9 protein-coding genes, 8 pseudogenes and 1 riboswitch are annotated in these 13,126 nt (G+C 74.6%); of the genes and pseudogenes, 14 read left to right on the top strand and 3 right to left on the bottom strand.

What is annotated here, in order from left to right; genetic code table 11:
* Positions 1 to 755: 755 nt before the first annotated feature.
* Together UK94_RS24565 and UK94_RS24560 are read right to left on the bottom strand one after the other, a co-directional pair.
* Positions 756 to 2,169: pseudogene (locus UK94_RS24565) on the bottom strand (MFS transporter); the annotation flags it as partial.
* 416 nt (positions 2,170 to 2,585) lie between these two features.
* On the bottom strand, positions 2,586 to 3,155 hold the full coding sequence (locus UK94_RS24560; protein WP_256788931.1) for a TetR/AcrR family transcriptional regulator: 570 nt from the start codon (positions 3,153 to 3,155) through the stop codon (positions 2,586 to 2,588).
* A gap of 146 nt (positions 3,156 to 3,301) precedes the next feature.
* On the opposite strand from UK94_RS24560, the pseudogene UK94_RS76460 reads away from it, so the two are divergent.
* The 13 genes and pseudogenes from UK94_RS76460 to UK94_RS64290 form a co-directional block, all read left to right on the top strand.
* Positions 3,302 to 4,186, top strand: a pseudogene (locus UK94_RS76460) (alpha/beta hydrolase); the annotation flags it as partial.
* 1 nt (position 4,187) lies between these two features.
* Positions 4,188 to 4,272, top strand: a pseudogene (locus tag UK94_RS64330) (hypothetical protein); the annotation flags it as partial.
* A 1-nt stretch (position 4,273) separates the two neighbouring features.
* On the top strand, positions 4,274 to 4,567 hold a 294-nt coding region (locus UK94_RS64325; protein WP_235489650.1), incomplete at its 5' end, for a prolyl oligopeptidase family serine peptidase.
* A gap of 406 nt (positions 4,568 to 4,973) precedes the next feature.
* A pseudogene (locus UK94_RS64320) lies at positions 4,974 to 5,561 on the top strand (universal stress protein); the annotation flags it as partial.
* Position 5,562: 1 nt separating this feature from the next.
* Positions 5,563 to 5,885: universal stress protein (locus UK94_RS64315; RefSeq protein ID WP_235489649.1), on the top strand; the 323-nt coding region annotated here is incomplete at its 5' end.
* Between the two features lie 88 nt (positions 5,886 to 5,973).
* Positions 5,974 to 6,042, top strand: a pseudogene (locus UK94_RS74960) (hypothetical protein); the annotation flags it as partial.
* 20 nt (positions 6,043 to 6,062) lie between these two features.
* A pseudogene (locus tag UK94_RS64310) lies at positions 6,063 to 6,549 on the top strand (sulfite exporter TauE/SafE family protein); the annotation flags it as partial.
* A 1-nt stretch (position 6,550) separates the two neighbouring features.
* A partial coding sequence (locus UK94_RS64305) for a sulfite exporter TauE/SafE family protein (protein WP_235489647.1) occupies positions 6,551 to 6,879 on the top strand: 329 nt, incomplete at its 5' end.
* Complete coding sequence (locus UK94_RS24540) at positions 6,876 to 7,316, top strand: DUF1634 domain-containing protein (RefSeq protein ID WP_011605371.1); 441 nt, start codon at positions 6,876 to 6,878, stop codon at positions 7,314 to 7,316. The genes UK94_RS64305 and UK94_RS24540, both read left to right, overlap by 4 nt.
* Positions 7,317 to 7,523: 207 nt before the next feature.
* Positions 7,524 to 7,787: a cold shock domain-containing protein gene (locus UK94_RS24535; protein ID WP_231861079.1), complete on the top strand. Its 264-nt coding sequence runs from the start codon at positions 7,524 to 7,526 to the stop codon at positions 7,785 to 7,787.
* Between the two features lie 205 nt (positions 7,788 to 7,992).
* Positions 7,993 to 8,107, top strand: a riboswitch (SAM riboswitch).
* A gap of 23 nt (positions 8,108 to 8,130) precedes the next feature.
* Positions 8,131 to 8,949, top strand: a pseudogene (locus UK94_RS64300) (aminotransferase class V-fold PLP-dependent enzyme); the annotation flags it as partial.
* Position 8,950: 1 nt separating this feature from the next.
* Positions 8,951 to 9,202: pseudogene (locus UK94_RS64295) on the top strand (aminotransferase class V-fold PLP-dependent enzyme); the annotation flags it as partial.
* Position 9,203: 1 nt separating this feature from the next.
* On the top strand, positions 9,204 to 9,723 hold a 520-nt coding region (locus UK94_RS64290), incomplete at its 5' end, for an aminotransferase class V-fold PLP-dependent enzyme (protein ID WP_235489643.1).
* Positions 9,724 to 9,846: 123 nt separating this feature from the next.
* On the opposite strand, the gene UK94_RS24525 is transcribed toward UK94_RS64290, so the two are convergent.
* Complete coding sequence (locus tag UK94_RS24525; RefSeq protein ID WP_050997409.1) at positions 9,847 to 10,740, bottom strand: class I SAM-dependent methyltransferase; 894 nt, start codon at positions 10,738 to 10,740, stop codon at positions 9,847 to 9,849.
* Between the two features lie 388 nt (positions 10,741 to 11,128).
* Between UK94_RS24525 and UK94_RS24520 the strand changes: the two genes are divergently transcribed.
* Positions 11,129 to 12,322 carry a methylenetetrahydrofolate reductase C-terminal domain-containing protein gene (locus tag UK94_RS24520; protein WP_083866841.1) on the top strand — a complete coding sequence of 398 codons (1,194 nt, stop codon included), beginning with the start codon at positions 11,129 to 11,131 and terminating at the stop codon, positions 12,320 to 12,322.
* The last annotated feature ends 804 nt before the right edge of the window (positions 12,323 to 13,126 follow it).

Here is a 13,126-nt window from a genome sequence, read left to right as displayed (position 1 = left end):
CCCCGAAGCCCTGAACGCCCTCGGGTCCGTCGGGATCCCGGAAGCCGCCCGGCTGAGCACGCTGCTCCTGCGCCAGCTCGCCGACCTGGTGGCCGGACTCGACGACCACCAGGTCGGCGCGCTGCTGGCCGGCCGGGCGCGGCTGACCATCGTGGCCGCGCCCGGCCCCCGGGCGGCGGATCCCGCCGCCGACCCGGCCGTGTCCTCTCCCGCGGCGCTCCGCGACACCGCTGCGCGGCGCACCGCCGCACCGTTGTCCGCCGCACCGTTGTCCGTCCCCCCGGCGAAGGCGAAGACCGGCCCAACAGCCAGGACCGGCCCGAAGACGAGGACCGGCCCGAAGACCGAGGCGCCGGTCTCGGTGGACGTCGAGGCGCTGCGGGCGGNGCTGCTCGGCGCGGCGAGCCGGGAGGAGGCCGCCGAGCACCTGGCCGCCCTCGGCCGGGTGTCGGTGCCGCAGCTTCGGGCGCTGGCCGGCGCCCTCGGCGTCGACGGGGTCGGCGGAAAGGACCCGAAGACAACCGTCATCCGCAAGATCGTCGACGGCACCGTCGGCTTCCGGCTCAGCTCACAGGCGATGCGGAGCGAGGAGGCCGACCTCTAGCACGGCGGCCGGCGCCTGAGCAGGGAGACCGACCTCCCCCGAGCGAGGGGGCCGACCCCTGGCCAAGGAAGGCGGCCTCGGAGACCCACGCCGGGCCGGTACGGACCCGTTCGGGGCCCGCACCGGCGACCGGCAGGGTCAGCCGACGTGNGCCGGGGCACCCTCCACGTTCGCCGCGGACTCCCGCCCGGCACGGATGAACACGAAGATCACCACCGCGGCGATCGCGATGAGGATCGCGCCCCAGAGGAACGCCGTGGTGTAGCCCTCGATCTGCGACTGCGCGAGGGCGGCCGGACCGTGGCCGTGGCCGTCGAGGTAGCTGCCGACGGCGGTCGCGTAGACCGTGTTGAGCAGAGCGGTTCCCAGCGAGCCACCGATCTGCTGGGTGGTGTTGACCAGGGCGCTTGCGACCCCGGCGTCGTGTGCGGCGACGCCGACGAGCGCCAGGCTCGACAGCGGGACGAACGAGAAACCCATGCCGAAGCTGATGAGCAGTTCCGACGGCAGCACGTGGGCGACGTAGCTGGAGTCGACCCCGATGGACAGCAGCAGCGCCATGCCGACCGCGGCCATCGTCGTCCCGACGCCGGCGAGCACCCGCGGACCGACCCGCGGCAACAGCTGGCTGGCCGCGCCCGCGGAGACGATGATTCCCGCGCTGAACGGCAGGAAGGCGAACCCGGTCTTCAGGGCGCTGTAACGCAGCGTCTGCTGGAAGTAGTAGGTCAGGAACAGGAACATCGCGAACAGTCCGGCGCCGATCAGCAGCGAGGCCAGGAACGACCCACCGCGGTTACGTTCCCACGCGACCCGCAGCGGCAGCAGCGGAGCGGCGGAGCGCGCCTCGATGACGACGAACGCGGCAAGCAGCGCCACCGAGCCGATGAGCAGCCCGAGGGTGCGGGCGTCGCTCCAGCCGTCCTCGGCGGCCACCGTGAAGCCGTAGACGAGGGCGACGAGGCCAGCGGTGACCGTCACCGCGCCGGGCAGGTCGTAGCGGGCCTCGCCCTCGGCGCGGCTCTCCCGCACCACGGGCACCGCGAAGAACGCGGTGACGAGCGCGATCGGCACGTTCACGAGCAGGCACCACCGCCAGGAGGCGTACTCGGTGAGCAGGCCGCCGACGATGAGCCCGATCGCGGCGCCACCACCGGAGATCGCGCCGTACACCCCGAACGCCTTGGCCCGCTCGCGGCTCTCGGTGAACGCGACGGTGATCAACGACAGCGCCGCAGGCGCGAGCAGCGCGGCGAACGCGCCCTGCAGGGCCCTGGCGGCGAACAGCAGGGCGGCGTTGGGCGCCAAACCGCCGAGCGCCGAGGCAAGCGCGAAGCCGATCAGCCCCCAGACGAAGGCCCGCTTGCGGCCCAGGTAGTCGGCGATGCGGCCGCCCAGCAGCAGCAGACCGCCGAAGGCGAGGGTGTAGGCGGTGACCATCCACTGCCGGTTGGCGGTGGAGATGCCCAGGTCAGCCTGGGCGTGCGGCATCGCGATGTTCACGATCGAGGCGTCGAGCACGACCATGAGCTGCGCGACGGCGATGATGCACAGCGCCAGCCACCNCCGGGGATCGGGCTCGCCGTCGGCCACGCTCACCCGGGGATCCCCGGCCTTGCGGTCGACAGTTGTGGTCACAGGAGGCTCCTTGCCGGAGAGGACGAGCTGCTGGGACATCGAGCGGACGTTCACATCAAGCGGGACGTTGCACATCAGGCGGAAGGCCGTCCCGCGCAGGCAGCGGTGACCGGCGCACGGGACAGCGACGCGCGGCGGCACACGGAAGCGGATGCCGGCCACTCACGTCGGGCTGGCGTCAGGTGGTGGAACCGNGCGGGTGGGACGCGGCGGGGNGGGTGTGACACACGGGCTGGGTCGGCGCCATCATCGCCGCCCCCTGGTTGCCCTCTCCACTCGTTTTCAGGTCAGCTGGGCGGCATGCCAGGACCAACCCGCCGTCGCGCGGGTGTTCGAATCCATATTAGCTCAGGTGTTCGATCCCCATCGCGGGTGGGGCCGATCGACCGGCGAGCAGCGGAAGCACCACGTCATCGACGACGTGGTCGGCGAACGCCTCGTCCAGCGGCTCCCCCGTGACGAGCAGGCGAGTAAAGATCATCGCGAGGATGACCTCGACAAGCACCGCGGGTTCGGTCTTCGCGAGCAGTTCCCCCCGCTGCGCCGCCCGCTCGAGCAGGCAGCGACCGAGCTCCACCTTGCGTTGCAGGATGTTGGCCTGGATCACCGCAGCCAGCCGGGGAGACTCGCTGGCCGCCCGCAGGACGCCGACGAGCAGCGCCCCGCCCGGACCCGAGGCGGTATCGATCATGAGGCGGACCTCGGCGGCCACGTCGTCCCGCAGGCAGCCGGTATCCGCGGGGACGTGATCGGCGGGACCGTGCCGACGCAGCGCCTCCACGACCATCTCGTCCTTGCAGGACCATCGACGGTAGATCGTCGCCTTGCTGGCCCGGGCCCGGGCCGCGACGGCGACCATGCTCATCCGCTCGTAGCCGACCTCGACGAGCAGATCCAGCGCCGCGTCCAGGATCGCCTGCTCGCGGGACTCGTCCCGGGGCCGACCCCGGCCGGTGGCGGCCGGTGGCGAAATGGCCTGCCACCCCCTTCCCTCGGATCAACGCCCGGCGGACAACTCCGGGGCGGGTCACCGGCTCCCCCGACGGGTTCCGCGCGACCATGAAAACAGTACCGTACTGTACCGAAAAAACTGCCCCGTGGATCCGCATGGCGTCGGTCACATCCCGCCGACGCCTCGACCCGCCATCCGGCGCCGGACTGGCGGCAATCCTCCCTATCCGGGCAGGCATGATGGCACGCGACCCGCCCGTCGCCCGGACCGCCAGCCGCCGCCCGGCCCCCGAGAGGACCGCCGCCATCCACCACGTCCCGCACCGCCTTGTGGCTGCGGCCACGGGCGGCCTGCTCGCCCTGGGCCTCGCCGTCGCCGCCTGCTCCCGGCACGACTCCGCCCAACCCGTAACGCCGACGCCGACCGGCGGTCCCGGCCGGGTTGGTGGCCCGGCCGGGACACGCGACCAGGTCGACGGGATGTGGGTGCTGCGGGACGTGCCCTACGCGCGGGTGTCGCCCGCCCAGCGGCTGGACCTCTACCTCCCCGAGGCACCCACCGCCGCCGGCGCACCGACCGCCGCCGCGACACCGTCCGCCGCCGGCGCACCTCGCGCCGAAGCGGGGCTGCCGGTGGTCATCACCATCCACGGCGGCGCGTTCGCGCTCGGCGACAAGCACGACGACCTGCCCGTGGTCCGATCCCTGGTGCGCGCCGGCTATGCCGTCGCCAGCCTGAACTACCGGCTCTCCGGTGAGGCCCGCTTCCCCGCCGCGGTCCAGGATGTCAAGGCCGCGGTGCGCTGGGTGCGCGCGCACGCCGCCGACCACGGTCTCGACCCGGACCGGATCGCGGCGAGCGGGGCGTCGGCCGGGGCGTACCTCGCGGTCATGCTGGGGACGACGCCGGGGGTCACGATGTACGACGACCCGGCGCTGGGCAACCCCGGCGTCTCCAGCGCCGTGCAGGCCGTCGTCGACTTCTACGGCCCGNTCAACTTCGGTTCCATGGACGACCAGCTTCGCGCGAACGAGCGCTGCGCCGCGTCCGACGCCGGGCACGACCGCCCCGACTCGCCNGAGTCCCGCTTCCTCGGCCGCACGGTGGCCGCCGCGCCCCAGCTCGTCCGGGTGGCGAGCCCCCTGAACTACCTCGGCCGCGCCCCCCTGCCGCCGTTCCTCATCGAGCATGGCGACGCCGACTGCACCGTGCCGCACCGCCAGTCCCTCGAGCTCGCCGGGGCGCTACGGGCCGCCGGCGCGCCGGCCGTCGAGGTCACGATCGTCCCCGGCGCCGGTCACGGTGGCGCGTTCCCGACCGCCGAGCGGATGCCCACCGTCCTCGCCTTCCTCTCCCGCACGCTCGGTCACTGACCCCCCCGCCACCCCCGCACCCACGTCACCGGCCAGCGCCGCTGGTGACCGCCACCCCTCCTCGCGCAGCAAGAACCACGATCGGGATCAAGGGTCCTCCGGCCCTGCCCGGCCCGGCCACCCGGCCTTCCCACGAGTGGCGTTCGGCGCGTCACCGCAGGTCACAGCACGGGCATGGTGGACGGTGTCGGGGATCACGGTGGCGAGAAGGGTGGCAACGATGGCGCAGACCGCAGGCCGCACGGACGGGGCAGNCCAGCCGAACGCTGACGGTCGGTCGGACGTCGTTCAGCCGGAGGCAGTTCAGCCAGATGCGGACGGCACGGGCGGCACAGGCGGCACAGGCGGCACAGGCGGCACAGGCGGCACAGGCGGCACGGACGGCACAGGCGGCACGGACGGCATCGTGGTGGGGGTCGACGGCTCGCCGGGGTCCGCCGCCGCCCTGCGCTGGGCCGTCGACGAGGGTGCGCGGCGCCACCTGCCGGTGACGGCGGCACTGGTCTGGGACGCCGTGGGGGAGCCGCGCGCGGTCTTCGACACCGCGGGCGTCGCCGACCGTGCGGGGCTGGCGCAGGCCGCGCGGCGGGTTCTGGCGGACACGGTGGCGGCGGTGCGCGTCCCCGACCCGGCGGTCACGGTGACCGAACGCGTCGAGGAGGGCAGCCCGGTGCCGGAGCTGCTGCGGATCGCGACCGGAGCGCGGCTCGTCGTCGTCGGCGAGCGCGGGCCCGGCGCGCTGCACCGGCTGGTGGCGGGGTCGGTGTGCCAGGGGGTCGTCCACCACGCACCGCTGCCCGTCGTCGTGGTACGCGGCGGCGCCGACCGGTCCAGCGCGGCGGCGGGCGCGGCGGGCGCGGCCGACACGGCCGCTGCGGCGGCGACGTCGGTGGACGAACGTCCGGTGGTCGTCGGCGTCGACGGGTCTGCCGGTTCGCTGCGGGCGCTGCGCTGGGCGGTGCAGGCCGCCGCCGTGCGTAAGACCGCCCTGCGCNCCGTACATGCCTGGTATCTCGACGTGCCGGCGTACCTGGGGATCTACACGGACTTCGGCTCCGCGCTCGCCGAGCAGGCGCAGCACACCCTCGACGACGCCGTGAACACGATCATCGCCGAGCAGGGAGGCCGCCTGCCGGTCCAGGTGGTCAAGGAGACCGTCGCCGACAGCGCCGCCCGGGCCCTGCTGCGCGCCGCCGCCGACGCGCAGGTGCTCGTCGTCGGCAGCCGCGGCCACGGCGGGTTCGCGGAGCTGCTGCTGGGCTCGGTCAGCCACCAGTGCGTGGCGCACGCCCCCTGCCCGGTCGCCGTGATCCGCTAGGAGCGGGATGCGTCACTCGCGCCAGCGGGATAGTTCTGGTACAGATATTCTCTGTACCAGAACTAATCTTCTGACCTGGTGAGGCGCCATGAGCCCGTTGGCCGAGATCGTCGCCATCACCGCCGTCTGCGTGGCGTCCGGCTGCCTCGGCAGCCTGNTGGGACTCGGCGGCGGCANCTTCGTCGTGCCGATCCTGACGCTGGCCTTCGGCCTCGACGTGCGCCTGGCGATCGGCGCCTCGGTGATCTCCGTGGTCGCCGGCAGCGCCGCGGCGTCACCGCGCTACCTCGACGAGGGCTTCGCGAACCTGCGCGTCGCGGTCACCCTGGAGGTGGCGACGGTGAGCGGCGCCGTCGCCGGTGCGCTGCTCGCCGGGCATCTCGGCGCCCGCACGCTGTACACGGTGTTCGGGGTCGTGCTGGCCTTCAGCGCGGTGCAGATGCTGCGCAACCGGCAGGACCGCGCCGGCGCGGCCGTGCCGGACGACCGCATCGCCGACGCCCTGAGCCTGCACGGCACCGGAACCGGAACCGGTGCAACCAGCACCAGCACCGGCACCAGCAGCGGCAGCGGCGCCGGCACCCGAACGGCCGCCGGTACGGTCGTTCGCGACGTCCGTCCCTACCGGGTCACTCGCACCGCGACCGGCCTGACCATGATGACCNCCGCCGGAGCGGTCAGCGGCCTGCTCGGCATCGGCTCGGGGGCGATGAAGGTGCCGGCCATGGACCTCGCGATGCGGCTACCGCTCAAGGTCTCGACGGCGACGAGCAACCTCATGATCGGGGTGACCGGCGCGGCGAGCGCCGTGGTCTACCTGCAGCGGGGCGACGTCGTGCCGGCCCTGGCCGGCGCGGTGGCGCTCGGGACCGTCGTGGGCGCGCACCTCGGGTCGCGGCTGCTGGCGGTGGTACCCGTCGGGGCGTTGCGAGTGATCTTCCTCGTTGTCCTGCTCGTCATCAGCGTCCAGATGCTGCTGCGGGGCCTCGCGTGAGGGCGCTCCAATCGCCTGACCGGCGGTCCACCGGCCGGGCGTCGGAGCCGACGTCGCCGGCGGGGGCACCCGAGGCGGGTGCCCGTCAGGTCGCGCTGGTGCTGCGGATCGGTGGGGCGCTCGGAGCCGCGCTGGTGCTCGCCGGGCTCACACTCGCCGTCGCCCAGGGCGGCGCGAGCTGGCTGCACGGCCCGGGCGGGGATCCCCTCGGCGCCGACGCGGCGATGCGGCTGACCGACCTCAGTGGCGGGCTGCGCCACGGGCGGGCCGGCGCGGTCATCCTGCTCGGCACGATCGTCCTGGCGGCGACGCCGGCCGCCGGCGTGATCGCGGCCGGACTCGCCTGGTTGCGGGCGCGCCGGGGGTGGCTGGTCGGCGCAGCCGTCGTCGTGCTGCTACTGCTCGTCCTCGCCGGTGCCCTCGGCGCCGCCGAGTAGCGCGGCGGACGCTCAGCCGGCGCCGCTGGAGCGTCGGCGACGCGATGTGCGCGTGTCTGAGGGACAGTCCACGCGGCTGGACGCGGCCGCGTCCAGCCGGCAGGCCGATGCGCCTGCCGGCCGACCGGATGTCCATCGCCGATCCTCCCGCGCGGCGACGGCGAAATTCCATCGACAGCCGCGGGTGGGACGAGCATCGTGATCGCCGTGACCGACGAAGGCCCCGCGGCGACCCGCGGCGTGGTGCGCACCTACGACGCCGAGCGGGGCTGGGGCGTGATCGACGCGCCGGAAGTCCCGGGCGGCTGCTGGGTCCACTACTCGATGATCGAGATGGACGGCTACCGGGACCTCGTCGCGGGCAGGCAGGTGACGTTCCGCTGGGAGCCGGTTGCCAACCAGGACGGCTACCGGTTCCGGGCGCTCACCGTGTGGCCCGGGACGGGGTCGCAGGCCGCCGAGAAGGCGTGACCGTGCACGACGCGCCGCGAACCGCCCCCTGAAACGGACCTGGTTGTCTGGCCCGGCCTTACGTGGGGGTCGCGGGCCTTCAGCGGCCTACGCGCTCGTGGTGGGCACGCCGCAATACTCACCGCCTTTCGCCAGCAGACGCACCGCCGCGACGGCAGCGCCGCGGACGCCCACGTGATTCCGAGCTTTGCTAAGGTTTCTCCCACGTCTTGAGTGCCAGCGTTCAGCCCCGGCTTGCTGGCCGGCAACCCTCCTTATGCAGCGGGGTGCCCCGGGTGGTGACGAGGCCGCGGNAACCCCGCCGACGGCAAGTGCCGACCCTGTGAGGGTCCTACCAGGAGCGATGATGACGTCGATCATCTCTGCCGTGTCCCCGTCCCCTGCCCGGCAGGCCTGCCCCGACCAGCCGACCGGGCAGCGGATCGGCCGGGCACCCACCGGCGGCGAGCCCGCGGGTCACGAGCCCGCGGGTCACGAGCTCAAGGATCACGAGCTCACGGGCGCCGCCGAACTTTCGGACGCCCATCGGGTGCAGGGTGACCCGCCCGGTGCGCTGCTGGCGGTGCAGGGAGCGGGGCTGGGCGTGCCGCTGGTGGGCGGCGGCTGGGCGGAGTACGTCAACCTCGACCACGCGGCGAGCGCGCCGTGCCTGACCACGGTGGCCGAGCACGTCGCCCGGCTGCTGCCCTACTCGGCGAGCGTGCACCGCGGCGCCGGCTTCGCCTCCCAGGTGTGCACGACCCTCTACGAGGGCGCCCGGCGCGACGTCGCCCAGTTCGTCGGCGCCCGCGACGGTGACCTCACCGTGTTCACCCGCAACACCACCGATGCCGTGAACCTGCTCGCCCGGTGCCTGCCCGCCGCCGACGTGGCCGGCGGGGTCGTCGTGTTCGACGTGGAGCATCACGCGAACCTGCTGCCCTGGCGCGCCCGCGCGGGCTACCGGACCGTTGCCGCCCGGTCGACCCTGGCCGAGAGCCTCGCCGCGCTCGAGGCCGAGCTGAGGGCCGCGCCGACGGCCCTGCTCGCGGTGACCGGTGCCTCCAACGTCACCGGGGAGACGCCCCCGCTGGCCCGGCTCGCCCGCCTGGCCCACCGCGCCGGCGCACGCATCTTCGTCGACGCCGCCCAGCTCGCCCCGCACCGGCGCCTCGACATGGCCNCTGACGACGTCGACTACCTGGCGTTCTCCGGGCACAAGCTGTACGCGCCGTTCGGCGCAGGAGTGCTGGTTGGGCGGGCCGACTGGCTCGACGCCGCGCCCCCCTACCTGGCCGGCGGCGGCGCCGTCCGCGAGGTGAGCACCGACGCCGTCGACTGGGCCACCGGCGCGGCCCGGCACGAGGCCGGCACCCCCAACCTCGCCGGCGCGACCGCGATCGCCGCCGCGTGCCGCACGCTCGCCGCGCTCCCCCNGGGCGCCTGGGAACGCCACGAGGCGGGCCTGCGCGCGCGGCTGCTCGACGGGCTCGACGGGCTCGACGGTGTCGTGATCCACCGCATCTGGTCCGACCCCGAGACCATCCCGAACAGCACTGGCGGCCGGCGTACCGGTGACGGCGCCTGGCAGGACGCGGTCGGCGTCGTCACGTTCTCGTTGCCCGGGCACGACCCGGCCCGGGTGTCGGCGTACCTGTCGGCCGAGCACGGCATCGGGGTGCGCGCCGGCCGATTCTGCGCGCACCCGCTGCTGGCTCGGCTGGGTGCGCCGGGCGGGGCGCTGCGCGCCAGCATCGGCGTGGGCACGACCGCCCACCACATCGATCGACTGATCGCCGCGGTGGCACGGTACCTGCGGGTCGGGCCCGGCTGGGGCTACGCCCTGCGCGACGGGCAGTGGCAGCCGACCCCGGACGATCGGCGGCTGCCGGACTGGGCCGAGGAGTACGCGGCCGCGGCCGTCCACGACCTCCCGGCCGCGCCCTGCGGGACCTGACGACCTCGGCGACCCGGCGCCGGCCGGCTCCGGGCGGTCAGGGCCGCCGTCCGTCCGGGGCCTGGCGGACGCTCCCGGTCGGACGCTCCCGGGCGGTTGGCGGCTCGCCCACCATGCGCCGGGTCACGCCGAGGCCCGGGCCTCCGGGTCGGGCTCCTGGGTGACCGCCACCAGCAGCTCCTCGGCGCTGGACGGGACGAGTCCGTCCGACCTGCCGGCGAAGTAGCGGCGGGCGAGGCTCGCCGCCGACACGTGCCGTGCGCCGCTCAGGCCGGCGTCGCGGGCCAGCGCCAGCATCTCCTCCGGAACGAAGAAGCTGATGAAGGGCGTGCCGGCGGCACGCGCGGCGCGCTCGGTCGCCTCCCGCACGGGACGTTCCGCCGGTTCGACGAGCTCCAGCGGCAGCATGAACGACATGGCCAGGGTGGAGCCGGGGGCAAGGGCCGCGACCTGGCGCAGCGTGGCCGCGGTCGCGTCCCTGGTGAGGTACATGACGACGCCGGCGGAGGCGACCACCGCCGGGCGACCCGCGTCGAAACCGGCGCCCACCAGGCCCTGCCACCACGACTCGCCCGCCTCGAAGTCCACGGGCACGAACCGCAACCAGGGCGGGACGCCGAAACCGAGCTCGGTCAGCCGCCGCCGCTTCCACTCCTGCGGACCCGGCCGGTCGACCTCGAACACCCGCATGCCGGCGGCGAGCTGCGGCCGACGTTGGGCGAAGGTGTCCAGGCCGGCACCGAGGATGACGTACTGGTCGACGCCGAGGCCGGCCTGCTCGACGACCAGATCCTCGATGACACGTGCCCGCGCCACGATGGAGGCCCGGGTGCGGCGGGTGGTGGAGGGGTCCATGTCCGGGCGGCGCGGCCATCCGTCGGCCGGGGCCGCCAGCCGCAGGCCGAGCTCGTCCTCGAACACGTGCGGCGGCGGGTCGGCCTGGACGTGGACAGCCCGCCACAACGCGACCCGCACCGCCGTGCTGTCCGGCTCCGCGGTTCGCAGCCCGTTGGTCATCATGCCGCTCCTCTCGACGATCCGTCTGCGGCGGCGCCCGGTGTAGTGCTTCACCGCGCGGATGGGCCTCAGCGCGCGAGCGCACGTCGATCGATTCGGGTGGCCGCTTGGTAGGATGCTAGCATTCTAAGATGTACCGAGCTCGCCCAGAGACGCACAATGTTCCCGGNCGAGGAGGCGACCCATCGCCGGAGGGAACGCCCGAGGCGCGCGCCGAACCCGGCACGGGGTGCTCCTCCGACGACGGGACGTAGAGAGCACCGGCGCCACACGGCCCGATCACGACCCAGGGTTACAGCTTTCCGCACCCATGGTCACCGTGGTCGAAACTCACCTTTTATCGACCCGAAACCCCCCGTCGACCGCCGAGCTGGACAGTGTTGGCGTGATGAACATCGGAACGTCCGCGGACGCCACCTGGCGTGGCGCGGTCGCCCGGTGCCCCAAGACGATGGAGCACGGCCCCTGCGGAGGGGTCCGGTCCGACGGTCGCTGCGAGGTCCCGGATTTCGGTCGGTGCCCCTTCCTGGACGCCCTCGCCGCCTGGCCGTACCCCGCCCCGCCCGCCGTCGCCCCGTCGCTCGTCGCCCCGCCAGTGGCCGCCGGATCCGTCGCGGCCTTGTCCCCGGCCGTTCCTGCGTCCGACGCGCCGGACGCCGCGAGCCGACCGGCCCTCTCCGCACCGGCCCGGCCCGCACCGGCCCGCGCCGCCGCGGCGGCGGCGTTCGTCGCGGCCGCGGCGGTGCGACCGGTGATCGTGGCCGACCTGCCGGCGGCGGCGCTGTCCGCGGACAGCCTGCGCGCGTGCGGCGCCCAGCTCGCACCGGTGGCCGACGCCTGCCTCATCGGCGATCACGGCGATGCCCGCGTCCAGTTCCCACCGTCCTACCGGGCCCGGCTGCTGACCGACGCCGGCGTGCCCGTCTGGGCCGGGATCAACTGCCGGGACCGCAACCGGGTGGCGATCGAGGGGGAGATCGCCGCCTGCGTCGACGCCGGCGTGACCGGACTGCACTGCGTGACCGGCGATCATCCGGCGCTCGGTCACCGCGCCGACGCGGTCGGCGTGTTCGAGCTGGACAGCGTGGACGTCGTCGGCCTGGCCCGGGACCGCGGGGCGCTGGTCTCGGTGGCACACGCGCCGGCCGCACCGCCCGTCTCCCGCCGGACCTCCCGCCTGCTCGCCAAGGCCGACGCCGGAGCCGAGGTGGTGTTCGTCGACCACTGCGGCGGCCCGGCGGCGGTCGGCGACGCGGTGGCCGAGCTGCGCGCGGCCGGGTTCGGCGGCCTCGCGCTGGCCTGCGTGCCGGTCGTGACGAGTGCCGCGACCGCCACCGTCGTCGCGTCGTTCGCCGGCGGCCGCCTGCCGGCCGGCTACCTGGAGGAGATCATGGCCGCGGACGATCCGCACGCCGCCGGTACGCGCGCCGCCACGAAGCTCGCCGGCCGGCTGCTCGACCTGCCCGGCGTCGACGGGATCAATCTCTCCGGTGGCGCGCAGCCGGGCCACGAACCGGCGGCGGCCCGCGCGACCGCCGAGATCGCCCGCCGCATCGTCGGCACCCGGGCACGGACGTCATGAGCTGGCTTCGCGGCGCGATGACCGCGCACGGCGGCGTCGTGGACGTCGAGCTGTCGGGCGGCGTCATCGGGCGGGTCGTCCCGAGCGGCGCGGGCGCCGAGGTCGTCCGGGTCGGCCCGGGTGACGTCGACCTGACCGGCCAGGTGCTGCTGGCGTCGTTCGTGGAGCCGCATGCGCATCTGGACAAGGCGCTCACCGCGTCGCTGGCCCGCAACGTCACCGGTGATCTCGCCGGCGCGATCGCGGCGATCCAGACCCTGCTGCCCGCCTCCACGGTCGAGGACTTCACGACCCGGGCCGAGGCGGCGCTGCGCATCCAGCTCGCGATGGGCACCACCCACGTCCGCACGCATGTCAACGTCGGGGTGCAGTCGGGCATGCGGGCGCTGGAGGCGCTCGTCGACGTGCGGGAACGCTGGCGCGGCCTGGTCGACCTGCAGCTCGTCGCTCTCGTGTCCAACCCGCTGGACGGCCAGCCCGGCCGCGACCTGCGCCGCGCGCTGGCCGAGGGAGCCGACGTGGCCGGCNGCTGTCCGCACCTCGACCCGGAGCCGCACCGCGCGGTCGCGATCTGCCTGGACGCGGCCGGTGAGGCCGGCCGACCACTGGACCTGCACACCGACGAGACCCTCGACCCGCGACTGCTCACCCTCGCCACGCTCGCCGACCTGGTCGGCCGCACCGGTTTCCCGCACGGCGTGACGGCGAGCCACTGCGTCAGCCTCGCGATGCAGCCCCCGGACGTGCAGGTCCGGGTCGCCGAGCAGGTCGCCGCCGCCGGCATCGCCGTCGTCGCGCTGCCCC

The sequence above is a fragment of the Frankia sp. AvcI1 genome (assembly GCF_001420875.1).
In the GTDB taxonomy this organism is placed as follows: domain Bacteria; phylum Actinomycetota; class Actinomycetes; order Frankiales; family Frankiaceae; genus Frankia; species Frankia alni.
This window is presented reverse-complemented; position numbering and strand designations above follow the sequence as displayed.

What these genes read in the sequence shown, in the direction of transcription:
- UK94_RS24525 (WP_050997409.1), bottom strand. Translation starts at nt 10,740, where the DNA reads ATGACCAACGGGCTGCGAACCGCGGAGCCGGACAGCACGGCGGTGCGG.
- UK94_RS24520 (WP_083866841.1), top strand. Translation starts at nt 11,129, where the DNA reads ATGAACATCGGAACGTCCGCGGACGCCACCTGGCGTGGCGCGGTCGCC.